Annotated in this window: 23 protein-coding genes and 1 riboswitch; of the genes, 15 read left to right on the top strand and 8 right to left on the bottom strand. The window is 66.8% G+C overall.

What is annotated here, in order from left to right; genetic code table 11:
- Positions 1–56: 56 nt before the first annotated feature.
- On the top strand, positions 57–1,037 hold the full coding sequence (locus tag RT282_RS09160; RefSeq protein ID WP_313313355.1) for a YafY family protein: 981 nt from the start codon (positions 57–59) through the stop codon (positions 1,035–1,037).
- A 76-nt stretch (positions 1,038–1,113) separates the two neighbouring features.
- On the opposite strand, the gene RT282_RS09155 is transcribed toward RT282_RS09160, so the two are convergent.
- The 5 genes from RT282_RS09155 to lptF form a co-directional block, all read right to left on the bottom strand.
- On the bottom strand, positions 1,114–2,265 hold the full coding sequence (locus tag RT282_RS09155; protein ID WP_313313354.1) for a pyridoxal phosphate-dependent aminotransferase: 1,152 nt from the start codon (positions 2,263–2,265) through the stop codon (positions 1,114–1,116).
- 141 nt (positions 2,266–2,406) lie between these two features.
- Positions 2,407–3,348: a CysB family HTH-type transcriptional regulator gene (locus RT282_RS09150; protein WP_312758206.1), complete on the bottom strand. Its 942-nt coding sequence runs from the start codon at positions 3,346–3,348 to the stop codon at positions 2,407–2,409.
- 35 nt (positions 3,349–3,383) lie between these two features.
- The gene (locus tag RT282_RS09145; RefSeq protein WP_409519467.1) at positions 3,384–3,767 is read right to left on the bottom strand and encodes a sirohydrochlorin chelatase; all 384 of its coding nucleotides are present in this window, start codon (positions 3,765–3,767) and stop codon (positions 3,384–3,386) included.
- Complete coding sequence (gene lptG / locus RT282_RS09140; RefSeq protein WP_313313353.1) at positions 3,764–4,873, bottom strand: LPS export ABC transporter permease LptG; 1,110 nt, start codon at positions 4,871–4,873, stop codon at positions 3,764–3,766. The genes RT282_RS09145 and lptG overlap by 4 nt, the downstream gene beginning before the upstream one ends.
- Positions 4,870–5,964 carry an LPS export ABC transporter permease LptF gene (gene lptF / locus RT282_RS09135; RefSeq protein ID WP_313313352.1) on the bottom strand — a complete coding sequence of 365 codons (1,095 nt, stop codon included), beginning with the start codon at positions 5,962–5,964 and terminating at the stop codon, positions 4,870–4,872. Before lptF ends, lptG begins: the two co-directional genes overlap by 4 nt.
- Before the next feature lie 23 nt (positions 5,965–5,987).
- Here lptF and RT282_RS09130 point away from each other — a divergent pair, with 23 nt between their 5' ends.
- The 4 genes from RT282_RS09130 (at position 5,988) to RT282_RS09115 (ending at position 9,538) form a co-directional block, all read left to right on the top strand.
- A complete protein-coding gene (locus tag RT282_RS09130) occupies positions 5,988–7,460 on the top strand; it encodes a leucyl aminopeptidase (RefSeq protein WP_313314020.1) in 1,473 nt (490 codons plus the stop codon).
- 11 nt (positions 7,461–7,471) lie between these two features.
- Entirely contained in the window at positions 7,472–7,909 is a 438-nt protein-coding gene (locus RT282_RS09125) for a DNA polymerase III subunit chi (RefSeq protein ID WP_313313351.1), read from the top strand.
- Between the two features lie 137 nt (positions 7,910–8,046).
- Complete coding sequence (locus RT282_RS09120) at positions 8,047–8,274, top strand: hypothetical protein (protein ID WP_312758249.1); 228 nt, start codon at positions 8,047–8,049, stop codon at positions 8,272–8,274.
- A 136-nt stretch (positions 8,275–8,410) separates the two neighbouring features.
- A complete protein-coding gene (locus RT282_RS09115) occupies positions 8,411–9,538 on the top strand; it encodes a branched-chain amino acid ABC transporter substrate-binding protein (protein WP_313313350.1) in 1,128 nt (375 codons plus the stop codon).
- A 124-nt stretch (positions 9,539–9,662) separates the two neighbouring features.
- Here RT282_RS09115 and fnr read toward each other — a convergent pair whose 3' ends face one another.
- Positions 9,663–10,406: a fumarate/nitrate reduction transcriptional regulator Fnr gene (gene fnr / locus RT282_RS09110; protein ID WP_312758222.1), complete on the bottom strand. Its 744-nt coding sequence runs from the start codon at positions 10,404–10,406 to the stop codon at positions 9,663–9,665.
- 174 nt (positions 10,407–10,580) lie between these two features.
- Here fnr and hemN point away from each other — a divergent pair, with 174 nt between their 5' ends.
- The 4 genes from hemN to RT282_RS09090 all read left to right on the top strand — a co-directional run bounded on the left by hemN (position 10,581) and on the right by RT282_RS09090 (position 16,533).
- Entirely contained in the window at positions 10,581–11,963 is a 1,383-nt protein-coding gene (hemN, locus tag RT282_RS09105) for an oxygen-independent coproporphyrinogen III oxidase (protein WP_313313348.1), read from the top strand.
- A gap of 3 nt (positions 11,964–11,966) precedes the next feature.
- Entirely contained in the window at positions 11,967–12,686 is a 720-nt protein-coding gene (locus tag RT282_RS09100) for a sulfite exporter TauE/SafE family protein (protein ID WP_313313346.1), read from the top strand.
- 128 nt (positions 12,687–12,814) lie between these two features.
- Positions 12,815–14,086 (top strand): HD domain-containing phosphohydrolase, encoded by a 1,272-nt coding sequence (locus RT282_RS09095; protein WP_313313345.1) that lies wholly within the window; start codon positions 12,815–12,817, stop codon positions 14,084–14,086.
- Positions 14,087–14,091: 5 nt separating this feature from the next.
- Positions 14,092–16,533 (top strand): EAL domain-containing protein, encoded by a 2,442-nt coding sequence (locus RT282_RS09090; protein ID WP_409519477.1) that lies wholly within the window; start codon positions 14,092–14,094, stop codon positions 16,531–16,533.
- Positions 16,534–16,778: 245 nt separating this feature from the next.
- Here the strand turns inward: RT282_RS09090 and RT282_RS09085 are convergent, their stop codons facing one another.
- Positions 16,779–17,120 (bottom strand): cell division protein ZapA, encoded by a 342-nt coding sequence (locus RT282_RS09085; RefSeq protein WP_313313343.1) that lies wholly within the window; start codon positions 17,118–17,120, stop codon positions 16,779–16,781.
- Positions 17,117–17,356, bottom strand: a complete 240-nt coding sequence (locus RT282_RS09080) for a DUF904 domain-containing protein (protein WP_313313342.1) — start codon at positions 17,354–17,356, stop codon at positions 17,117–17,119. Before RT282_RS09080 ends, RT282_RS09085 begins: the two co-directional genes overlap by 4 nt.
- Positions 17,357–17,390: 34 nt before the next feature.
- A riboswitch (cobalamin riboswitch) is annotated at positions 17,391–17,635 on the top strand.
- Positions 17,636–17,711: 76 nt separating this feature from the next.
- Here RT282_RS09080 and RT282_RS09075 point away from each other — a divergent pair.
- Genes RT282_RS09075 through RT282_RS09050 form a run of 6 tightly spaced genes read left to right on the top strand, consistent with a single transcriptional unit; the run spans position 17,712 to position 24,297 of the window.
- Positions 17,712–19,610 carry a TonB-dependent receptor domain-containing protein gene (locus RT282_RS09075; protein WP_313313340.1) on the top strand — a complete coding sequence of 633 codons (1,899 nt, stop codon included), beginning with the start codon at positions 17,712–17,714 and terminating at the stop codon, positions 19,608–19,610.
- A gap of 11 nt (positions 19,611–19,621) precedes the next feature.
- A complete protein-coding gene (locus tag RT282_RS09070) occupies positions 19,622–20,986 on the top strand; it encodes a cobyrinate a,c-diamide synthase (RefSeq protein WP_313313339.1) in 1,365 nt (454 codons plus the stop codon).
- Between the two features lie 20 nt (positions 20,987–21,006).
- On the top strand, positions 21,007–21,597 hold the full coding sequence (locus RT282_RS09065; RefSeq protein ID WP_313313338.1) for a bifunctional adenosylcobinamide kinase/adenosylcobinamide-phosphate guanylyltransferase: 591 nt from the start codon (positions 21,007–21,009) through the stop codon (positions 21,595–21,597).
- Positions 21,594–22,484, top strand: coding sequence for a helical backbone metal receptor (locus RT282_RS09060; protein ID WP_313313337.1), 891 nt, complete (start codon positions 21,594–21,596; stop codon positions 22,482–22,484). The genes RT282_RS09065 and RT282_RS09060 overlap by 4 nt, the downstream gene beginning before the upstream one ends.
- Complete coding sequence (locus RT282_RS09055) at positions 22,481–23,524, top strand: iron ABC transporter permease (protein ID WP_313313336.1); 1,044 nt, start codon at positions 22,481–22,483, stop codon at positions 23,522–23,524. The genes RT282_RS09060 and RT282_RS09055 overlap by 4 nt, the downstream gene beginning before the upstream one ends.
- A complete protein-coding gene (locus RT282_RS09050; protein WP_313313334.1) occupies positions 23,521–24,297 on the top strand; it encodes an ABC transporter ATP-binding protein in 777 nt (258 codons plus the stop codon). The genes RT282_RS09055 and RT282_RS09050 overlap by 4 nt, the downstream gene beginning before the upstream one ends.
- Positions 24,298–24,459: the final 162 nt, after the last annotated feature.

Here is a 24,459-nt window from a genome sequence, read left to right as displayed (position 1 = left end):
GACTGTAGAAAGCATTGCGGACAGCTTTGGCCCTCAATGGGCGCTACAGTGGCGCCATGTTGTCCTCGTCCACCCGGCTGCTGCGGCTGCTGGCCCTGCTGTCCACCCGCCGCCACTGGCCGGGCGCCGACCTGGCCGAAAGCCTGCAGGTGCATCCGCGCACCCTGCGCCGCGACGTTGACCGGCTGCGCCAGCTCGGCTATCCCGTGCATGCCAGCAGCGGGGTTGCCGGCGGCTATGCCTTCAGGGCCGGACGTGACCTGCCGCCGCTGCTGCTGGACGACGAAGAGGCGCGTGCCGTCTCGATCGCGCTGCGCACGGCTACCGCGGCGGGTGGCATGGAGGAGCCCGCCCTGCGCGCGCTCGTCAAGCTCGAACACGCCATGCCCACCCGGCTGCGCCAGCAGATGGACGTGCTGCGCTCGGCCATCCTGCCGCTGGACGCCGCCGGGCCGGTGGTGGAGGCCGCCTTGCTGGTGGGTCTGGCCTCGGCTTGCCATGAACAGCTGCGAGTGGGATTCGCCTATACCGATGGGCAGGGACGGGGCAGCGAGCGCAGCGTGGAGCCGCATGGCCTGGTGCATGCGCAGCAGCGCTGGTATCTGGTCGCTTGGGACTGTGCCCGCGGCGACTGGCGCACCTTCCGCGTGGACCGCATCGAGGGCGCGCCCCGTATGGGTGGGCACTTTGCCCCGCGGCCTTCACCCGATGGCGGTGACCTGAAGGCGTACGTCGCACGGTCGCTGACGGCGCCGCTGGCGCAGGTGCCCGCGCGCATCGTGCTGCATGCGCCGCACGCGCAGCTGGCGCGGCGCATTCCCGCATCTGCCGGGACGCTGCGCCCGCTGGGCGACCACAGCTGCGAGCTGGAGTGCGCTACCCACGCACCCTGCACGCTGGTGTACTGGCTGATGGCGCTGGAGGTGGACTTCCAGGTGCTGGCACCCGACGACCTGGTGGACCGGGTGCGCGCCGCGGCTGAGCGGGCGCTGCGGGGCTGCACGGGCGTGCGTCCTGAAGCGCCCGTGCATCACTGAGATTTTTACTATTTAAATAGTAGCAGCCAGCGCTTGACGGGAGCGGGTTTGAGCCCGATTTAACCCTAAACCACGGTTAGAGCCGGCGCAGCCGCTCCAGCGCCGTGCGCAGCGTCTCGTCCTCCTTGGCGAAGCAAAAGCGCACGGTGCGCTGATCGAAGCCATCGCCGTAGAAGGCCGACACGGGAATGGCGGCCACGCCGGCCTCGTGCACCAGCCATTCGCAGAACTGCATCTCCGGCAGGTCGCTGATGGCGGAGTAGTCCACGCACTGGAAGTAGCTGCCGTTGCTGGGCAGCAGGCGCAGGCGCGATCCCTCCAGGCCCTGGCGGAACAGATCGCGCTTGGCCTGGTAGAAGCCGGCCAGCTGAAGGTAGGGCGCGGGGTTTTGCAGGTACTGGGCGATGCCGTGCTGCATGGGCGTGTTCACCGTGAACACGTTGAACTGGTGCACCTTGCGGAACTCGGCCGTCAGCGCCGCAGGGGCCGCCACGGCGCCCACTTTCCAGCCGGTGACGTGCAGCGTCTTGCCGAAGCTGGAGACGATGAAGCTGCGCTCGGCCAGGCCGTCAAAGCGCGCGGCGCTCTCGTGCTGCCGGCCGTCGAAGACCATGTGCTCGTACACCTCGTCGCTGATGAGCAGCACGCCCGTGGGCGCCAGCAGCTCCTGCAGGTGCAGCATTTCTTGCTGGCTCCAGATGGTGGCGCTAGGGTTGTGCGGCGTGTTGAGGATCAGCAGGCGGGTGCGCGGGCTGAGGGCGGCGGCGATCTGGTCGAAGTCCGGGCGGAAGCTGCCGGGCGTGAGCGGCACGCGCACGACGGTGGCACCGGCCATCTCGATGGCTGGCACATAGCAGTCGTAGCACGGCTCCAGCACGATGACCTCGTCGCCCGGCTGCACGCAGGCCAGCACGGCCGTGAGGATGGCCTGGGTGGCGCCGGCGGTGATGGTGATTTCGCTGTTGGCGCAATACCGGCGGGCGTGGAGTGCTTCAATTTTTGAAGCAACCGCAGCGCGCAGCGCGGGCACGCCAGGCATGGGCGGGTACTGGTTGTGGCCATCCTGCATGGCCCGCGACACGGCATCCACCAGCGCCGGATCGCAAGCGAAATCGGGAAAACCCTGCCCCAGGTTGACGGCCCCGCGCTCGGCCGCCAGGGCGGACATGACGGCAAAGATGGTGGTGCCCACGTTCGGCAGGCGGCTGGGAAAGCTGGGAGTGGTCATGGTGTACGGGTTAACAATCCGAAGGCCGCGGAGCAGGCCATGCAAGCAGACGCCGTGGAGCGGGCTTTGCCCGGCCTCCGGTGGCGTCCCACTGGGGAAGGCGCGCAGCAGCGTCTCAGGGGGATTCACAGCTCAGGGGATTCAGAGTTCATAGTCGTGCACGTGTCCGGTCATGGCGCGGCCAATCAGGTCGCGGCTCAGTCGGTCACTGAGCAACTCGGCAAAGCGGTACACGAAATTGCGCAGGTAGGCGCCGCGCTTGAAAGCGACGCGCGCCACGCTTTGGCCGAACAGGTGGCCCACCGGGCGCACCACCAGGTCGCCCAGCGGGTCGTCGCGCATGGCCATCTCGGCCACGATGCCTATGCCCAGGCCCAGGCGCACGTAGGTTTTGATGACGTCCGAGTCAATAGCCTCCAGCACGATGCGCGGCTGCAGCTTGCGCGTGGCGAACGCCTGGTCGATCTTGCCCCGGCCGGTGAACGAGGGGTGGTAGGTGATGAGGGACTCGTGCGCCAGGTCGTCCAGGCCGACCCGGTCCTTCTGCGCCAGCGGGTGGCCGGCGGGCAGCACCAGCACGTGCTGCCATTCGTAGCAGGGCAGGGTGACCAGGTCGGGGTAGTCGGCCAGCGACTCCGTGGCCATGCCGATCTCGGCCACCTCGTCGATGACCATCCGGGCCACCTCGTGCGGCGTGGCCTGGTGCAGGCTGATGTTCACCTTGGGGTACTGCTCGCGCAGCTTGGCCACTGGCAGCGGCAGCACGTAGCGCGCCTGGGTGTGGGTGGTGGCGATCGACAGCGTTCCGCTGTCCTGCTGGCTGTACTGCTCGCCAATGCGCTTGAGGTTGCCCACCTCACGCATGATGATCTCGATGCTCTTGAGCACGTGCAGGCCAGGCTCCGTGACACGCTTGAGGCGCTTGCCGTGGCGCGCGAAGATGTCCACGCCCAGCTCGTCTTCCAGCTCGATGATGGCCTTGGAGACACCCGGCTGCGAAGTGTGCAGCGCCTTGGCCGCTTCGGTCAGGTTGAGATTGCGGCGCGAGGCTTCCTGGACGAAGCGGAATTGGTGCAGGTTCATGACTCAATCGTTCTATAGAACCTGTTTATTATGTCTCAAAATTCTAAAGAAACAGCCTCCGCAGCGATGTCGGCCATGAGGGCAACCATGCGCTCGTCTTCGCCAATGGGCGGGCTGAGCGTGATGCGCAGGCCCGGATGGGCCGCGGCCAAGGCCTGCGCCATACCCGGCAGGTCTTCGCGTACGTGCCGGCCGGCGCCCAGAAAGAGGGGCACGATGGCGATGTGCGTCACCTTCAACGCAGCCAGCTCGGCTACGGCGGCGTCCAGCGGGGGCTCGCACAGCTCCAGATAGGCGCACCGGCAGGGCAGCTGCGGCTGGGCTGCCTGCAGGCGCGCACGTACGGCTTCCATGGGGGCGCGCCACAGCGGATCGCGCGAGCCATGGGCAAAGAGGATGACGCCGCCGACCATACTCATCTCCTGAGCACCAGCCAGCCAAATGCCGCCAGTGATAGTGCGCTGTAGATCAGCCCGGGCGCGGCCGCGGTGAGCCAGGGCGACCAGTGCTGCAGATTGCCGGCAAAGCCGAACAGGTTGTTCAGCAGAAAGAAGCTGATGCCGGCCATCACCCCGCCGAACACATAGCCGGCGATGCCGCCGGAGCGGAAGTGCAGGTAGGCGAACGGCAGCGACAGCACCACCATCACCAGGCAGCTCAAGGGGTAGAACACCTTGCGCCAGAACTCGATCTCGTAGCGCTGGGCCGACTGGCCATTAGCCTGCAGGTGCCGTACATACTGGAACAGCTCGATGGTGGCCATCTTGTCCGGCTTGAGCAGCGAGGCGCCGACCATGCTGGGGGTGATGCGCGTGCTCCAGCGCAGCTGGGCCTCGGTCGTGCGCTGCACACGCAGCTGGTCGTCCCGGCCGTGCTCGAAGAGGCTGCTGCGCACCTGCTGCAGGTTCCAGGCCTCGCCGCTGTCGTCGAAGTCGCCCAGCTCGGCCGACAGCGTGGCGGCCACACGGCCCTGCTCGTCGAACTCAAACACGCGTATGCCACGCATGCGCCCGTCCGTGCCCAGGGCCCGCACGTTGATGGCGCGTGAATGGCTGCCCTGGCGCTCCTTGAGCCACGCGCCGGTGGCGCCGGTGCTGAGCTGGCCCAGGTGGCGCGCGCCCACCAGCTGCGCCGCCCGTTCGCTGGCCGGTGCGATGTAGTCGCCCACGGCGAAGGTCAGCACCACGAAGGCACCGCCCAGCATCAGCAGCGTGCCAAGAGCGCGGCCCGGCCCCAGGCCGCTGGTGCGCATGATGGTGAACTCCGAGCTTTGCGCCAGCCGTGCCATCACGAAGATGGTGCCTATCAGCACGGTGATGGGGAGCAGCTCATATAAATGCTGCGGCAGGCTGAGGATGACGTACAGCAAAGCCTGCGAGAGCTGATAACCGCCGGGCCCGCTGCGCCCCACCCAGCGCAGCTCGTCCACCAGGTCGAAGAAGAAGAACAGCGCCAGGAAGGCCAGCGTCACGAAGCCGACGCTGACAGCAACTTCGCGGTAGATGAGACGGCGCAGCGTATTCATCGCCCGGCCACCTTGCGCAGCGCACCGCGCAGCGACCACTGGTTGTGACGCGCCGTCAGCAGCAACAGGCCCAGCGCCAGCATGCCGCCATGCAGGGTGCCCATGAAGGGCAGCAGGGCCAGGCGGCCGCTGGCGATCCAGCTTTGTCCCACGGTCATGAGGTTGTAGTAGATGATGAAAGCGAACAGGGCCAGCAGCATGCTGGTGCTGCGGCCGGCGCGCGGGTTGACCACGGCCAGCGCCAGCCCCAGCACGACGAAGTTGAGCACCGCCATCACCAGGCCGAGGCGCCAGGCCAGCTCTGCCCGGTAGGCGGGCTCGGGGTTCCTGGCCAGCTCAAGGGTGTCGCGCGTCTTCACGGCTGCCTCCTCCGGGCTGCCGCTGGAAGCCGGGCCGATGCGCGTGCCGTATTCGGCAAACTCGCTCAGGCGCATGCCGGGCTTGTCCAGCGCGGTTTCCAGCCGCTGGCCGTGGCTGAGCACGGCGATGCGCTCGCCCTGCTCGACCTTCAGCCGCGCGCCCTGGGCGGAGGTGACGGTCTCGCGCGTGGGCTCGGTGGTGGCGATGAAGACGTTGCTGGCGGCGTTGGCGCCGGGCGTGTCCTTGTCGATGAAGAACACGCGCGAGCCGCCGGCCGACTCCTGGAATTCGCCTGGCGCGATGCGGTCCACGTCGCTGCGCTGCTCGTACTGGGTCTTGAGGTCCTGGATCTGCCGGTTGGCCCAGGGCCAAGCCACCAGCGCCAGCGCGCCCACGGCCAGCATCACCGGCCAGGCAAAGCGCAGCAGTGGTGACAACAGGCTCACCAAGCCCTGGCCCGCGGAAAACCAGATCACCATTTCGCTGTCGCGGTACATGCGCGAGAGCACGCTGACCACGGAGACGAACAGGCTCAGGCTGAGGATGGTCGGCAATTGCCCGAGCACCGTGAAGCCCATCACCAGCAACACGTCAGTCGGCGCCACGCTGCCGCGCGAAGCCTGGCCCAGAGTGCGGATCAGCATCATGGTCATGACCACGGTGATCAGCACCACCAGGGTGGCGCCGAACGAGCGCGCCAGCTCCTTGCGAATGGACGAATCGAATAACATTGGTTCGAATGAAAACGCCGATTATGAACTTCGAACTCAAGACGCTTTCGCTGGCCGCTGCGTGCCGCTACAAGTGCGACCTGCTGGTGGTTTTGATCGCCGAAGGCTTCGCTGCCGAGCCGGACGAGCTGTCGTCACTGGTTGCCCGCGCGCTCAAAGAGCGCGACCTGGAAGCCAAGCCCGGCAAGCTGCTGCAGCTGTATGCGCCTGCTGGCGTGGCCGCGCGCCGCGTGGTCCTGGCCGGCTGCGGCGACGGTAGCCCCAAAGCCGTGCGCCAGGCCGTGCAGGCGCTGGGGCCTGCGCTGAAAACCCCCGGCGCCCGCCGCGTGGCCCTCGTGCTGCCCACCCAGGTCCTGGCGAAGGCCGTACGGGCGGCCGTATGCGCCGTGGCCGATGCCAGCTATGTCTACACCACGACCAAGAGCAAGGCCGAGCCCCGCGCATTGGAGCGCGTGACCATCGGCGTGACGGATGCCACCGCTGTGCGCGAGGACTTCGCGGCAGCGCAAGGCCTGGTGGCCGGCATCGAGTTCGCGCGCGAGTGGGCCAACCGCCCGGCCAACCACGCCACGCCCACGCTGCTGGGCAATGCGGCAAAGGCGCTGGCCAAGCTGCCCGGCATCCAGTGCACCGTCCATGGCCCGGCCGAAGTGGCAAAGCTGGGCATGGGCGCCTTCCTGGCGGTGGCCCAGGGTTCGGAGCAACCGCTGCGCTTCATCGAGCTGCGCTACAACGGTGCGGCCAAGGCGCAGGCCCCGGTGGTGCTGGTGGGCAAGGGCATCACCTTCGACACGGGCGGCATCTCCCTCAAGCCTGCTGGCGAAATGGACGAGATGAAGTTCGACATGGGCGGCGCGGCCAGCGTGCTGGGCGTGTTCCGTGCCCTGGCCGAGCTGAAGCCTGCCTTGAACGTGGTCGGCCTGATCCCGGCCTGCGAGAACATGCCCGACGGTCGCGCCGTAAAGCCGGGGGATGTGGTCACCAGCATGAGCGGCCAGACCATCGAGATACTCAACACCGACGCCGAGGGGCGGCTGGTGCTGTGCGATGCGTTGACGTACGCAGCCCGTTTCGAGCCGGCAGCGGTCATCGACGTGGCCACTCTGACGGGCGCCTGCGTGATTGCTCTGGGCGGCCTGCGCAGCGGCCTTTTCGCCACCGACGACGCACTGGCTGCTCAGCTGCAGGAAGCGGGGGAGGTGGCGCTCGACCCGTGCTGGCGCATGCCGCTGGACGACGATTACGCGGAAAGCCTCAAGAGCAACTTCGCGGACGTCGGCAACGTCGGCGGACGCCCGGCAGGTTCGATCACGGCGGCCAAGTTCCTGCAGCGCTTCGTCGGCGATATGCCCTGGGCGCACCTGGACATTGCCGGCACGGCCTGGAAGGGAGGAGCGGCAAAGGGCGCCACGGGGCGTCCTGTGGGCCTGCTCGTGCAATACCTGCTGGGCAGGGCCGCCAGCGCGACAAAGAAGCCGGCAGTGCGCGGGCGCTGAGGGCTGCGTCCATGACCGAGGTGGCTTTTCACTTCAACGCGCCGGACAAGCTGGAGTACGCCTGCCGTTTCGTCCGCAAGGCCTTGAGGCACGAGATGCGGGTGGCGGTCATGGGCGTACAGGAAGACCTGGAGCGCCTTGACCGCATGCTGTGGGATATGGCCCCCACGGATTTCGTGGCGCACTGCGTGGGCAGTGCTGCGGGCGAGCTTGTCCAGGCATCGCCAGCTGTGCTGACGGATGACTTGCAGCTTTGCCCACATCGGGAAGTGCTGCTCAACCTGGGCGAAACGGTGCCCGCGGCTTTTGTCGAATTCGGCAAGGTGATCGAGGTGGTGAGCCTGGACGATGGCGACCGGGCCGCGGCGCGAGGGCGCTGGCGCGAATATGCCGCACAGGGCTTTGATATCGTGCAGCACGACTTGGTGGTGCGGGAGGGCAGGCAATGAGCCAGCCACCACGTACTCCGCCGCGTTTTGTGCCCACGCTGACAGAAGTAGTGCAGGACCATGTGCCACCTGCACGCCAATCCCCGCCTGGCCCGCTTGTATCCGAGCAGCCAGCACCAGAGCCGGCTGTGGCGCCGATGGCGGCGGTGTCACCGGGCTTTGAGGAATATGTCGTACACCGCGTCATGCAGCGGGTGGATGGCATTTTGGAACGCCAACTGAGCGAGGCCATTTCGCTGGTCATCGAAGAGCAGACCCGCTCCGTGGTGCCGCGCCTGCGGGAAGAGGTGGAGTCAGTCGTGCGCCACGCCGTGTACGACGCGGTAGCGCAGGAACTGGCTTCGCCGGAACGCGGCAGTCATTGAGTCGATAACAGGGTATATCCCTGTGTGGTATCGGCGTGACTTTCTCGTGTTCCCTAGTGTTGCTCCAAACTGATTGCGATATGTTTCTCCGCGTTGTTAGACAACACTATTCCAGCGCTTTTTATTGGAGACACATATGCAATTGAAGTTGAAACTGACCGTGGCCGCTGCTATCGCAGCTGTTGCAGGTGTGGCCGCCGCTCAAGAAGTGGTGAAGATCGGCCACGTCGCGCCCGTATCCGGCGCGCAGGCGCACTACGGAAAGGACAACGAAAATGGCGCGCGCATGGCCATCGAGGACCTGAACAGCCAGAACCCGACGATCGGCGGCAAGAAGGTCAAGTTCGAACTGCTGGCCGAAGACGACGCAGCCGACCCCAAGCAAGGCACCGCCGCCGCCCAGAAGCTGTGCGATGCCAAGGTTGCTGGCGTGGTGGGTCACCTGAATTCCGGCACTACCATCCCCGCCGCCAAGGTGTACAACGACTGCGGCATTCCGCACGTCACCGGCGCTGCCACCAACCCGAACCTGACCAAGCCCGGCTACAAGACCACCTTCCGCATCATCGCCAACGACAACGCGCTGGGCGCTGGCTTGGCTGCCTATGCAGCCGAGACGCTGAAGCTCAAGACCGTGGCCATCGTGGACGACCGCACGGCCTATGGCCAGGGTGTGGCCAACGTGTTCAAGAAGGTGGCCGCCGAGAAGGGCATGAAGGTGGTGGACGAACAGTTCACGACCGACAAGGCGACAGACTTCATGGCCATTCTCACAGCCATCAAGTCCAAAAACCCTGATGCCATCTTCTATGGTGGCATGGACCCGCAGGCAGGCCCCATGCTGCGCCAGATGGAGCAGCTGGGCATGGCAAACGTGAAGTTCTTCGGCGGTGACGGCGTCTGCACGCAGGAAATCTCCAAACTGGCTGCCGGTGCCAAGACCCTGGGCAACGTGATCTGCGCCGAGGGTGGTGCCTCGTTGACCAAGATGCCCGGTGGTACTGCCTGGAAGGCCAGATACGATGCCAAGTATCCCAACCAGTTCCAGGTGTACAGCCCCTACACCTACGACGCGACCATGCTGCTGGCCGATGCCATGAAGCGTGCGGGCTCCTGGGATCCCAAGGTCTACATCCCTGAACTGCTCAAGTCGAACTACAAGGGTGTAACGGCCAATATCGCTTTTGAACCCAACGGCGAAATGAAGAACCCGGCCATCACCCTGTATTCGTACCCGGATGGCAAGAAGACGCCGATGAACTAAAAAAAGGGGCGAAGAAGTGGGCGGTTCTGAGAACCGTCACTTCTGCATCTTCTTAAACGAAAGGCAATGTGCGAATGGGCACATTGCCTTTTTTCATTGAAAGCGGGGAGAGCCGCTGGGCCGCTTAGTGGCTGCCTTGCTGGCTGTTGACGATGCGCTTGAGTGCTGCCGTATCCAGGATCCGTACGTGGCGCTGCTTGACCTCCACGATGCCCTCCTCGACGAACTTGGAGAACGTGCGGCTCACGGTTTCCAGTTTCAATCCGAGGTAGCTGCCGATCTCCTCGCGCGTCATGCGCAGCACCAGCTCCGACTGTGAAAATCCGCGGGTATGCAGGCGCTGCACCAGGTTCAGTAGGAAAGCTGCGAGTCGCTCTTCCGCGCGCATGCTGCCCAGCAGCAGCATGACACCATGCTCGCGCACGATCTCTCGGCTCATGATCTTGTGCACATGCTGCTGCAGTGCAGCCACTTCGCGCGACAGCTCCTCAATGCGGTCGAAAGGCATGACACAGACTTCAGCGTCTTCCAATGCCACCGCGTCGCAAGTGTGGTGATCGTTCACGATGCCGTCCAGCCCGATGATCTCGCCCGCCATCTGGAACCCGGTCACCTGGTCGCGCCCGTCTTCAGTGGCCACGCAGGTCTTGAAGAAGCCCGTGCGAATGGCAAACAGCGAAGTGAAGGGTTCTCCATTGCGGAACAAGGTGCCGCCACGCTTGACCTTGCGGCGCACGGCGACGACCTCGTCGATACGCTTGAGCTGCTGTTCGTCCAGGCCCACGGGCATGCACAGCTCGCGCAGGTTGCAGTTGGAACAGGCAACCTTGATGGAATGGAGTTGGGGGTGCGTGGAGGCCCGATTCATGGCGCTAGCTTACCTTTGAAGTAACGACGACTGCGAAAGCCGCAGAAAAGCGAAAGACATTGACTTGCGGTCAATTGTCTTTCCCCAGATGGCAGAGGCTCTTGATCGAGATCAAGGACGCGGGGGGCGTTTCTCGTGCACATTGGCTCGTACATCGCGAGGAATTTTGTCTGTATGACCGTTGTTACCACCGAGTTGTTGCGCCGCTTCGATGTTTCCGGACCTCGCTACACCTCCTATCCCACGGCTGATCGCTTCGTCGAGGCTTTTGGCGAACAAGAATATGTGCTGGCGCTGCAGCAGCGTCGGCTGGGGGCGGTGGGCAAGGCGACGCCTCTGTCGCTTTACGTCCATATCCCCTTCTGCGAGTCGCTCTGTTATTACTGTGCCTGCAACAAGATCATTACCCGCCATCCGGAACGTGCCGAGGTTTACCTGCGCTACCTGAGCCGGGAGATCGACCTGCATACGGCCCATTGCGGCGTGGGCCAGCACGTAAGTCAGCTGCACCTGGGCGGCGGCACGCCCACCTTCCTCTCCGATGACGGCCTGCGGGACCTGATGTCCATGATCCGGCGCAGCTTCACGCTGGTGCCGGGGGGCGAATACTCCATCGAGGTAGACCCGCGCACCGTGGACGAGCAACGCCTGGCGCTGCTGGCCGAACTGGGCTTCAATCGCCTGAGCTTTGGTGTGCAGGACTTCGATCCCGAGGTGCAGAAGGCCGTCCACCGCATACAGCCTGCGGAAAAGGTTTTCGCTCTTGTCGAAAGTGCCCGGCGCCTGGGTTTCGATTCGGTCAACGTGGACCTCATCTATGGCCTGCCGCGCCAGACGCCCGAGTCGTTCGAGCGTACGCTGACACAGGTCGCCCAACTACGCCCCGACCGCATTGCGCTGTATGCGTACGCCCACCTGCCGGAGCGTTTCAAGGCCCAGCGGCGCATCATCACTGCCGAGTTGCCCATGGCTTCGGCGAAGGTCTCCATGCTGGCGCAGGGCCTGGATATTTTCATGAATGCCGGTTATGTCTACGTTGGCATGGACCACTTTGCGTTGCCGGAGGACGCACTCGCCGTCGCCAAACGGCAGGGACGGCTGCATCGCAATTTTCAGGGCTACAGCACCCAGCCCGACTGCGATCTGATCGGTTTGGGGGTTTCCGCCATCGGCCGCGTGGGCGCTACCTATAGCCAAAACGTCAAGACGCTGGACGAGTACTACGACGCGATCAACCAGGGGCATCTGCCGGTGGTGCGCGGCCTCGCCCTGACAAAAGACGATTTGGTGCGTCGGGCCGTCATCATGGCGCTGATGTGCCAGGGTGAAGTGCTCTTTCAACCCATGGAAGAGTCCTGGCTGATCGATTTCCGCAGTTACTTCGAACCGGAGCTGGCACAGTTGCGCGAGATGGCCGCCCAGGGACTGGTCGAAGTCAGCGACGAGGCCGTCACGGTAACGCCGATGGGATGGTATTTCGTGCGAGGCGTGGCCATGGTGTTCGACAAATACCTTCAGGCTGACCGGAACCGAGCTCGTTTCTCGCGGATCATCTGACGGATGTTTGTATCGCTTGCCGCCACTGTTTTCTTGATGGGGTTGACGGGGGGCACGCACTGTCTGACCATGTGCGCTGCTCCCTGTGGGGCACTGACAGGAGCACGGCGGCCGCGGGCCGGAGTAGCGCCCGTACGCTGGGTGCCGCAGCGCCCGCTGGTAGCGCGCACCGCGACGTTTCATTTGGGCCGCCTGGCTGGCTATTCGGCAGCCGGCGCGATTGTGGCGCTGGCCATGGACCGCCTGGCCTGGCTGGGTCAGCACAGCACGGCCATCAAGCCTCTGTGGACATTGGCGCACGTGTTGGTGATCGCGTGGGGTCTGATGATGGTGCTACAGGCGCGACAGCCAGCCTGGATTGAGCGGGCAGGGCGCGCTGTGTGGAAGCGCGTGCAGCCATTGGTTGCGCGCCCGGGTGGCTTGTTCATTACCGGCATGGCGTGGGCGCTTCTGCCCTGTGGTCTGCTCTATACCGCGTTGCTTACGGCAGCACTGAGCGGTAGTGCGGCGCGAGGTGCACTGTGCATGCTTTTGTTCGGCCTGGCCAGCGGTGCATGGCTGGTGGGCGGCCCGCTTCTTTGGCAATGGCTGCGCAAGCGGTTCGATGGACTGCGCGACTCTTTGGGATCGCGTCTGGCGGGCCTGATCCTCTGTGTGCTCGGGGGTACAGCCCTTTGGATGGATGTGGTTCACAACCAGCCTGCACCCTGGTGTGTGACCTGATCGCGTAGCACCACTTCAGATGAAACCGAAATAGACATTTGCGGCGCGGCATGTAAGACCGCCTTTAAATGGTGATAATTCGTCACTGTCGGTGAAACAGGCACGGCGCACGCCCTGCCGCCTTGTCCGTGACTGAATCCGTCCTGATCGATATTGAAAAGCTCCGCGTGGGCATGTTTATCCAGCTCTCCGTGAACTGGATACGGCATCCTTTTGCCACCAACAGTTTTCGGATCACCACGATCGAGCAGATCCAGACCCTGCGTGGAGCAGGTATCCAGTCCGTGCGCTACGTCCCTTCCAAGAGCGTTGTGATGGAAGAAGACGCACGGCCGGATCAGGAATTGCCTGGGCTCGGGGGCAATGATGGGCTGGACAATGCCTTGCCAGTCGCACCGCAGCACGGCAATGCCGAGGTGATCGATCGGCATGCCGTCCCTCTGGACCGATGCTTTGCGCGGTATCACGAGGCCACACTGACCTATGACCGCCTAGCTGGCAGTGTGCTAGCCCAGCCGATGCATGCACGCGAACAGGCCGAAGGGCTCGTTCAATCCTGCGTGCAGGAGTTGCTCGGACAGGAACCCTGCGCCATTCGCTTGCTGACGTGCTGCGCCGACGACAGCATGGCAGCGCATGCCGTCAACGTCATGATTTTGTCGCTGCTGCTGGGACGTGTTCTTGGACAGGATACGCAGGACCTGCAACGTGTCGGCCTGGCTGCACTTCTGCACGACATCGGCAAGGTTGAGCTACCCCCGTATATTGCCCAGCCGGGAGCGCCGCTTGTGGCTTCCGACTTGCGGCGGTATCAGGCTCATGTGGGTGAGTCGGTCGCCATGGGCCAGCGCATGGGCTTGCCGAGCGACGTGCTGATTGCCATCGCGCATCACCACGAATTTGCTGATGGCAGCGGCTATCCTTTGCGGCTGGTGGAAGATGACCTGAGCAATGAGGGCCAAATCCTGGCTCTGGTGAACAGCTACGACCGCCTGTGCAACCCACTGCAGGGGCAACCCGCCCTGACGCCGCATGAGGCGGTTTCGCAGCTGTATGCCCAGCAGCGTGGTCGCTACAACAGTGCCATCCTGGGCGCCTTCATCCGCATGATGGGCGTGTATCCGCCGGGCTCCCTGGTGCAACTGGTGGATGGTCGCTACGCCCTGGTGGTGCGCGTGGATGCATTGCATCCGCTGCGGCCTCGGGTACAGGTCTATGACGAAGAAAAGCCGGAGCTTGAACTGGACCTTGTGTTGCATCCGCAGTTGGGTATTCATCGCAGCCTGAGGCCATCCCAATTGCCGCCGCAGGCGCTGAGGGCGCTGGCTCCGCAGGAGCGCATGTGCTACTACTTCGAGCCTGCGAGGAATACTTCAGACCCAACGAAGGGGCAAGAGTGAGTGGCCTGAAGCTCCCGCCTGGAGCCTGGCAAGCCGTTGTGCAGGAGCTGCAGCAGGCAGTCTGGCTGGTGGATGGCCGTTCGCTGGAGATTCTGTTTGCCAATGTGGCTGCGGTGCAATTGACCGGGCGCAGCGCCGAAGAGATGGTCGGCAGGCCCGTGCTTGAATTGGTCTCCTCGCCTGAGGACGAAATTTTCTGGAGCCGTCCATTACCCGAAATATCAATGGGCATCTGCTCGTGCACCGAGGTATGGAGTGCTCGCCGCAAGCGCTCCGTTGAGGTGGAGCGCCGAGTGCAGGCGGTGTATGCCGCTGCTGAGGGGGATGAGGGATGCGAGCATCCGCTGCTCCTGCTGTCCATGCAAGACCGTAGCGAGCAGGAAAGCTCGCGTCAGGAATACGAAGTGTTGCTGGGCGAATTGCGCGCTACGCTGGATTCGGCTGCGGACGGCCTGCTGGTATGTGACCTGCAAGGCGCCATCAGGGCGTTCAACCAGCGCTTCGCGCAGCTGTGGAGCTTGCCCGCGCCTATGCTTGCACGCCGGGACGACGCGGCGGTGTTTGCCCATATGCGCCAGCAGCTGGCCGACCCGGCGGCTTGCGATGAACAACTCGTCGCCCGTACGGACGGGCCCATGCAAGAGGCCGTCGACATCCTGCGCCTGGGTAATGGAGTCATTCTGGAGCAGCGCTCAGTACCGCAGCTGGCGCACGGGCGGCTCGCCGGGCGTGTCTATTCCTTCCGGGATATTTCCCGGCAAGCCGAGGTGCAGGCCAGCCTGCGTCTGGCCGCGCAGGTTTTCGAATCAAGCCTGGACGCCATCTTCATCGCCGACGAGCACCATCTCATCCTCCGCGTGAATCCGGGTTGCGAACAGCTGCTGGGTGCTCCGCGCTCGCCCCTGCCCGGCAGTGCGGTTACGGCGCTGTTGGACGCAGGCATGGATGAGGAAGCCTTCCTCGCGCAAGTGGCCCAGCGCTGGCGACGGGAAGGTTTCTGGGAGGGCGAGGTGATACTGCGCAAAACCGTCGGCGCCAGCGGCCCCCCGATACACCTGTCCTGGGTCGTGTTGCGTGACGAGGGTGGGACGGTGGTCCAGAGCATAGGCTTCATGCGTGACCTGACGCAGCAGCGCGCGGCGCAAAGGCGCATTGAGGAACTGGCTTTCACCGACGCGCTGACAGGCCTGCCCAACCGTCTGCGGTTGCACGAGCGGGTGCAGGAAGCCATCGATGCGGCGCAAGGTTCGGATGCCCAGTTTGCGCTGCTCTTTCTCGACCTGGACCGCTTCAAGATCGTCAACGATTCGTTGGGCCACCCGTTCGGAGATCGCGTACTCAAGCTGGTGGCCCAGCGGCTGCTGCGTTGCCTGCGGCAATCCGACATGCTGTGCCGGCTGGGTGGAGACGAATTCGTGGTCCACCTGGCCAATTCGGATGCTCAGATGGCTGAGAGTGTGGCACGCCGCGTCCTCGAGGAAATGCTGCAGCCTTTCCAACTCGATGAGATGAGCTTTTCCATCCAGGGGAGCATCGGCATTGCCATGCATCCGCAGGACGGACGCAGTCTGGACGATCTCATCAAGCATGCCGACACGGCGATGTACCGCACCAAGGAGCGCGGGCGAGGCAGCTATGGGTTCTATCAGCCCCAGATGAATTCCAACCTGCTGGCGCGCATGAAGATGGAGCACGCCATGCGCCAGGCCCTGGGGCAAGGCCACATGGCCGTGCACTACCAGCCGCAAGTCGACATGGCCAGCGGGCGCATCGTGGGTGCCGAGGCACTGCTGCGCTGGAACGACCCGCAACTGGGCGTGGTGTCGCCCGCCGCATTCATACCGCTGGCCGAGGAGTCCGGTTATATCGTCACCCTGGGCGCCTGGGTGATGGAGCAGGCTGCCCGCGAGGCCGCGTATTGGCAGGACAGTGAAACGCCGCTGGTGATCTCGGTCAACGTGTCAGCACTTGAGTTTCGCCAGCCGGGCTTCCTGCATCGCGTTGCCAGGCTGATCGAGCATCATGGCCTGCGGCCCCGCCAGCTGGAGCTGGAATTGACGGAAAGCGTGCTGCTGCAGGATGCGCAGGACAAGGAGGAGATGCTGGCCGCATTGGCCCGTATGGGCATCAGCCTGTCTATCGATGACTTCGGTACGGGCTACTCCAGCCTTGCCTACCTGAAGAACCTGCCCATACACCGATTGAAGGTGGACAAGTCCTTCGTCGATGGCCTTCCGGGCGAGGACGGCGAGCGTGCGATCGTCCAGGCCATCATCAAGATGGGTCAGGCGCTGGGCCTGGAAGTGGTAGCGGAAGGTGTCGAGGACAAGGTGCAGCGCGAGGCACTGAGCGCCATGGGCTGCATGTTCTATCAGGGGTACCTGTGCTCACCCGCCTTGCCAAAGCAGCAGTTGCGTGACCTGATGCTGCAGGACCGTTTGCACTAAGGCCGGGTAGCTAAGAAAAAGGTGTCTGCGAATGCCACCGGACCGGCATCCTGAACCGGGGGTTCAGGGGGGCGAGGGCAGCCAGGCATTGGGTTCATCTGACGCGAGATGATCACGCTTGCCAGGCAATGTACCAAGCCCGTGCTCAGTGAGCATTGGTTCAAGGAAATATAAAGCCCGGCAGCACCGCAGACGCTTTCATTGTACCGGCCACGTGGCGGGCCGGGCCGGTTGCTCGCAAATCCTTACGACACTCGCCCGTCGTCACCCAGAGCTTCGTCCAGGCGCAGCAGCAGCTGGGACAGGCGCTCCTCGCCTGCAGATTCCTGCGGTGCGCTGGCGAGTACCTCGGCGGGCTGAGCGTGCGCTGCCTGGGCGGCAGCGGCCTCGCGGTCGGCGACCTCGAAGGCGAGATTCAGCGCAGCCAGCACGGCGATGCGGTCACGGGCACGCACCTTGCCAGTGTCGCGGATCTGGGTCATGGCCGTATCCACGCGCTCCACGGCGTCCAGCAGGCGCGCCTCCTGGCCTTCGGGGCAGGCCAGCAGGTAGCTTTGCTGCAGGATCTGGACCTCGATCTGCTTCATGGGGTGTCGTCCTTGGGTTGCGAATTCGAAGGCAGGCGGTCCAGCAGCGACTCGACCCGTGAGCGGGCGGCCTGCAGGCGGGACTTGAGCGAGTCGCGCTCCTGCGTGAGCGCCATGACCTGCTGGGCCAGCAGCGCGTTGGTGCGCCTGAGCTGCTCGTGCTGCTGCAGGAGCCGTTCCACGCGCTCGGCGACCTGGTCGATGGTGGAGGGGACGGAGGGCGAAGGCGCTGACATAGGCCTGGGATTGTAGGGACCAGGCTGCGTCCCGGCATAAAATCGTGCCGTTGGTGCTCGCTGCGTGGTTCACATGCGGCAGTTCAACGGGAAGCAGGGAGGAGCCTCCGCCATGGAGTGCATCCGAGCCTGCGCTGCCCCCGCAACGGTCAGCGAACCAGCCGCCTTGGCGGCTGCCCTTTCACACACGAAGCCACTGGATGCCTTGAACAAGCGTCTGGGAAGGCGTTGGAAGGTGTTTCGCCAGCCCGGATACCGGCCAACACGGAGGTTGCACACCCTTTGGGGTGCGCAGCTGTTTCACCCAACGCCGGCGGGGATGCTGGCACGGGTTGTTTGCTGATTCTTGTCTTCCATGTCGATTTCCCTGTTCCGTGAAAGCGCGGCTGCATCGGGCTGCGTGCGCCTGCGTGCCAGTGCGCTCACCCTGGCCGTTCTCGCCGTCTGCTCCGCTCAGGCCCAGGACGGCGCCATCGTGGTGGCGCAAAACCTGCGCTCTCCCTCGCTGGACGATGTGGTGGTGACCGCCACCCGCACCGCCCAGCCGCTGACCGACATCGTGGCCGACGTCTCCATCGTGGATAGCGAAACCATCGCCCAGGCCGGCGCCACCGGCCTGGTGGACGTACTGGCGCGGCTGCCGGGCGTGGAGATCACGCGCAACGGCGGCGTGGGCAACTCGTCCAATGTGTTTCTGCGCGGCGCCGAGGGGCGCTTCACCGCCGTGTACATCGACGGCGTGCGCGTGGATTCGCAATCCACCGGTGGAGCCGTGTGGGAGCAGATCCCGCTGTCGCAGATCGACCGCATCGAGGTGCTGCGCGGCCCGGCTGCCGCCGTCTACGGCTCGGACGCCATGGGTGGCGTGATCCAGCTGTTCACCAAGAAGGGCGAGGGCCCGGCGGCGCCCTACGTGGGTGTGGGCCTGGGCTCGCACCAGCTGCGCCGGATCGAGGCCGGGGTCAGCGGCGCTGCGGGCGAGGGCGGCGCCTTCGACTATGCGCTGGGCATCAGCCACGAGCGCAGCGACGGCTATGACATCCGCGACAGCGCGGGCCATAACCCGGACCGTGATGGCTACCGCACCACGGCGGGCAACGCGCGCCTGGGCCTGAAGATCAACGCCGCGCACCGGATCGACGCCACGCTGCTGGCCAACGAGATGAAGTCCGGCTACGACGGCTCCAAGTACACCCCGGCCGACCCCGAGGACGACCAGAACGACAACCGCATGCACGCCGCCGGCCTCACCTGGTCGGCGCAGTGGTCGCAGGCCTTCAGCTCGCGCGTCTCGCTCACCGACTCGGTCAGCCGCTACGAGACTACGCCGTCGCACTACCTGACGCGCACGCACCTGCGCGGCTACCTGTGGCACAACGAGTACCGCCTGGGCGCGCACCTGTTCACCGCCGCGCTGGAGCGGCGCGAAGATCAGTTGACCAACGACCCCATTGACCGCGACCGCTCCCAGGACGCGCTGGCGCTGGGCTATGGCTTTCACGCGGGCAACCACACGCTGCAGCTGAACCTGCGCCATGACTCCGACAGCGAGTTCGGCAGCAAGAACACCGGCAGCGTGGCCTACGGCTATGCCATCACGCCCACGCTGCGCGCCACGGCCTCGGCCGGCACGGCCTTCCGGGCGCCCACGCTGTACCAGCGCTTCAGCCAGTATGGCGACGCCAGCCTGAAGCCGGAGACCGGCCGCAACATCGAGGTCGGCCTGCGCTACGCCAGCGGCGCCAGCCATGCGGGCGTGGTGGCCTATCGCAACCGGGTGAGCAACCTGATCATCTTCGACGGCACCGCCACCGCCTGTGGCCAGGACTTCGGCTGCTACAACAGCGTGGGCCGGGCCGAATACAAGGGTGTCACCCTCTCCGCCGGCCACCGCGTCGGCGGCGTGACGCTGCACGGCTCCATCGACCTGCAAAGCCCCAAGGACCTGGCGACGGGCAGGCAGCTGCAGCGCCGCGCCAAGCGCTACGCCACCTTCGGCGCCGACACGCAACTGGCCGGCTGGACGCTGGGCGCCGAGGTGCAGGCCTCCGGCCGCCGCTTCGATAACGCGGCCAACACCCAGGTGCTGGGCGGCTACACCCTCGTCAACCTGTACGCCAGCACCCGCGTGGCGCGCGACTTCACGCTGCTGGCCCGCGTGGACAACCTGGGAGACAAGGACTACCAGCTGGCGCGCACCTATGTCACACCCGGGCGCAGCCTGTACGTGGGCTTGAAGTGGGCCCCGCATTGAGACAGAAGGCCATGGCCCGCTGCCCCGCGTTGATCATCGCCGCGCCCGCTTCGGGCCAGGGCAAGACCACGGTGGCCGCCGCGCTGGCTCGCCTGCATGCGCGCCAGGGGCGGCGCGTGCGCGTCTTCAAGTGCGGACCGGACCATCTGGACCCGCACTGGCACGAACTGGCCAGCGGCGCGCTCGTGCACCCGCTGGACCTGTGGATGACGGGCGAGGACGACTGCCGCCGGCGCCTGCATGCCGCCGCGCAGCAGGCCGATCTGCTGATCATCGAAGGAGTGATGGGCCTGTTCGACGGCGAGCACAGCGTGGCGGAGCTGGCGCGGCGCTGTGGCATCCCGGTGCTGGCGGTGATCGACGCCAGCGCCATGGGCGGCACGTTCGGCGCGCTGGTGCACGGCCTGCGCAGCTACTGGCCTGATCTGCCCTGGGCCGGCGCCCTGGCCAACCGCGTGGCGGGTGAAGGCCATGCGCGCATGCTGCAGGAGGGCTTGAGCGACGCGACCGATTGGCTGGGAGCGCTGCCGGGCATCGGCAGTGGTGGCTCGGGCAGGGGTAAGCCTGGTGGGCTCCTGCCCGAGCGGCACCTGGGCCTGGTGGCGGCCCAGGAGCTACCCGACGCCCTGGCCCGGCTGGACGCGGCGGCCGACGCACTGGCCGCCACCCCGCTGGGCCGCATCGGCCCGCACGAGCTGCAGCGCTGGGCCGTGGACTTCGCCGCCGTGCCCGAAGCCGAGACCCCGGCGCCCACGCTGGCCGGGCGCACCGTGGCGGTGGCGCGCGACGAGGCCTTCTGTCTGGTTTATGCCGCCAACCTGGACACGCTGCGCGCCCTGGGTGCGCAGGTGGCGCTGTTCTCGCCGCTGCGCGGCGAACCGCTGCCCGACTGCGACGCGCTGTGGCTGCCCGGCGGCTATCCCGAACTGCACGCCTCCGCCCTGGCCGAGCGGCATGCGCTGCGCGCGCAGCTGCAGGCGCATGTGGACGCGGGCCGGCCAGTGTGGGCCGAAGGCGGGGGCCTGCTGGCGCTGCTGCAGTCCATCGCCATGCCGGACGGCAGCGAGCTGCCGCTGTGGGGCCTGCTGCCGGGCCGCGCCGCCTTGCAGCAACGCCTGGCGGCCATAGGCCCGCGCGAGCTGCGCCTGGACGGCTGCGAGCCGCTGCGCGGCCACAGTTTTCATTACGCCGTCGTGCAGGACGGCGCCATGCCGGTGCTCGCCCAGGCCACACGGCCCGGGGCCGGCACGGCGGCGCTGCAGGGGGCCGAGGCTGTGTACCGCTGCGGCAGCATCCGCGCCAGCTTCTTCCAGGCATGGTTCGCCTCCAGCCACCAGGCTGTGGCGCGGCTGCTGGGCGACGGACCGCAGGCCTAGACGAAAGGACGGACAAGAGCATGGACATCGCGCGCAGCGAACTCATCCTGGGCGGCCAAAAGAGCGGCAAGTCGCGCCGCGCCGAGCAGCTGGCCCGCGCCTGGCTTGGGCGCTCGCCCGGGCACGCCGCGCTGCTGATCGCCACCGCCCAGGCCCACGACGAGGAGATGCGCGCGCGCATCGTGCGCCACCAGCGCGAGCGCGCCGAACGCGTGCCCGGCCTGGCGCTGCTGGAGGAGCCACGCGACCTGGCCGCCGCCCTGGCGCAACGCGGAGCGCCCGGCACCCTAGTGGTGGTGGACTGCCTGACCCTGTGGCTGACCCACTGGCTGATGCCGGTGGCGCCGCAGGAATATGAGCCAAATCGGCCTCCAGCCCTTGCCTGGCAAGCGCAGGCAGCTCACTTTTTTGAAGCGCTGGCGCAATGCCCCGGCCCGGTGGTGCTGGTGGGCAACGAGATCGGCCTGGGCGTGATCCCGCTGGGGCGGGAGGTGCGCGCCTTCGTCGACGCGCTGGGCGTGGTGAATCAGCAGGCGGCCGCCGCCTGCCGGCGCGTGACGCTGATGGCGGCCGGCCTCCCGCTCACCCTGAAAGACGAGGCACTCCTATGACACGGCCCTGGCTGCGCTGGACGCGCCTGATCTGCACCGTCCTGGCGCTGGCGGGCGCCGCCTCGGCCGCTTCGGCCGCCATCGCCATCCAGGACGACCGAGGCCGCACGCTGCAGTTCGACGCGCCGCCGCAGCGCGTCGTCAGCCTCTTGCCCTCGCTGACCGAAAGCCTGTGCGAGATGCAGCAGTGCCACCGCCTGGTGGGGGTGGACCGCTACTCCAACTGGCCCCAGGCCGTGCGCGCCCTGCCGCAGGTGGGCGGCGGGCTGGACCCCAGCGTCGAGGCCGTCGTCGCCCTCCAGCCCGACGTGGTGCTGCTGTCGGTGAGCAGCCGGGTCAGCGACCGGCTCGAAGCCTTGGGGCTGAAGGTCGTCGCGCTAGAGCCCAAGAACCATGCCGACGTGCGCCGCGTGCTGGGCGTGCTGGGCGCGCTGTTCGCCGTGCCGCGCGAGCAGGGCGCAGACCGGCTGTGGCGCGTGATCGACGCGGCCGTGCAGGCGGCGGCCCAGTCGCTGCCGCCCAAGGCGCACGGCGCGCGGGTGTACTTCGAGGTCAGCCGCGGCCCCTACGTGGCCGGCCAGACCTCGTTCATCGGCGAGACGCTGGCGCGCCTGGGCGTGCGCAACGTGGTGCCGGCGGAGCTGGGGCCGTTCCCGCGCCTGAGCCCCGAATTCGTGCTGCGCGTGCAGCCCGACGTGATCATGGTGTCCAACCGCAGCGCCCAGCCGATGACGACCTATCCCGGCTGGAAGCACCTGGCAGCGGTCCAGGCCGGGCGGCTGTGCGTCTTCGGCCCGGAGCAGGGCGACGTCCTGGTGCGGCCCGGCCCGCGCATGGCCGAGGCCGCCCGCCTGATGGCCGATTGCCTGAACGGGGCCTTCCGATGAGCGCTGTGCTGCCGCCCACCACCGCCGTGCAGGACCAGCGCCGCCACCGCGGCGCCAGCCTGCTGGTGTGGCTGCTGGCGGCCAGCGCGCTGCTGGTGCTGCTGGGCGCCAGCGTGGGCAGCACCGGCTTCGAGAGCGTGCTGCACATGGGCCAGGACGCGCTGGCGCGCCAGATCGTCTGGGACATTCGCCTGCCGCGCACCCTGGGCGCCTGGCTGGCCGGCGCGCTGCTGGGGCTGGCCGGGGCGGTGTCGCAGGGCCTGTTTCGCAATCCGCTGGCCGACCCCTACCTGCTGGGCAGCGCCTCGGGCGCGGCCCTGGGCGGGGCGGTGGCCATGGCGCTGCTGGGCGTGTCGCCTGCCGCCGCCGGCTGGCTGGCGCGCCTGGGGTTGACCAGCGCGGCCTTCGCCGGCGCGGCCGGCGCCGTGCTGCTGACGCTGATGCTGGCGCGCGGCGTGCAGCACACGCTGCGCCTGCTGCTGGCCGGCGTGGTGGTGGGAGTGGTGCTGGGCGCCGCGCGCGACCTGATCCAGGTGGCGCATCCCAACATCCTGGAGGCCATGCAGGTCTTCACCATGGGCAGCTCGGCCTTCGTGGGCTGGCAGGCCTGCATTCTGATGGCCGCGGCCTGGCTGGTGTGCGCGCTGGCGGCCTGGGCGCTGTCGCGCCTGCTGGACGCGCTGATGCTGGGCGAGGCCACGGCCGCCAGCCTCGGCCTGCCGCTGGCGCCCATGCGCGCCGGCCTGATCGCCGCGCTGGCGCTGGCCACCGGCACTGCGGTGGCGCACACCGGGCTGATCGCCTTCGTGGGCCTGGCGGCGCCGCACCTGGTGCGCTCCATCGCCCGCGTCACCCACCCCTGGCAGGTGTGGCTGTCCAGCCTGATGGGCGGCGTGCTGCTGCTGGCTGCCGACGTGCTGGCGCGCTGGCTGATCGCCCCGCAGGAGCTGCCCGTGGGCGTGCTCACCGCGGCGCTGGGCGGCAGCTACCTGCTGTGGCTGATGCACCGCCGTACCTTTGGGGGAGGGGCAGGGCTATGAATTCCATAGCTATCAGCGCACGCCAGATCAGCGTCAGCGTGCAAAGCACCGCTTTGCTGCGCGGCATCGACCTGGACTTGCCCGCGGCGCGCTGGACCAGCATCGTCGGTCCCAACGGCGCCGGCAAGTCGACGCTGCTCAAATGCCTGGCCGGGCTGCTGCGCCACGCCCGCGTGCAGGGCGACGTGCGCCTGCTGGGCCGGCCGCTGGCCGGGCTGCCCGGACGCGAGCGCGCCCGCCAGCTGGCCTGGCTGGGCCAGAACGAGGCCGTGGCCGACGACCTGCCGGCGTACGACATCGCCATGCTGGGCCGCCTGCCGCACCGCGCCTGGATGGCCCCGCCCAGCGCCGCCGACCACGCTGCCGTGCAGGCCGCGCTGCGCACCACCCAGGCCTGGGACTGGCGCGCGCGGCCGCTGTCGCAGCTGTCGGGGGGCGAGCGCCAGCGCGTGCTGCTGGCCCGCGCCCTGGCCGTGCAGGCGCCCGTCACGCTGATGGACGAGCCCCTGGCCAACCTGGATCCGCCGCACCAGACCGACTGGCTGCACACCGTGCGCGCCCTGGTCGCCGGCGGCGCCACGGTGGTCAGCGTGCTGCACGAGATCTCGATTGCGCTGCAGGCCGACGACCTGCTGGTCATGGACAGCGGCCGCGTGCTGCACCACGGCACCTGCTGCGACCCTGCCACGCACGCGGCGTTGGAGCAGGTGTTCGGCCGGCGCATTCAAGTGCGCCGCATCGACGACCTCTGGATGGCGCTGCCCCGTGTTTGAGATGCGACAACACCCCTTGAGCCGCTTCGCGCCTTTCACGCTCCCGGGCGCTGCCGCTCGGAGGGGACGCAGCCCACGCTGCGGCGCGGCCCTTGCCCGGCAGCCCTGGCGTGGGGCGCGCCAGTTTCATACGTCGCCGGTGGCGCGCAGCCCTTTGGACGG

Origin of the sequence: Pulveribacter sp., assembly GCF_032079985.1 — a bacterium.
Taxonomy (GTDB): Bacteria; Pseudomonadota; Gammaproteobacteria; order Burkholderiales; family Burkholderiaceae_C; genus Melaminivora.
This window is presented reverse-complemented; position numbering and strand designations above follow the sequence as displayed.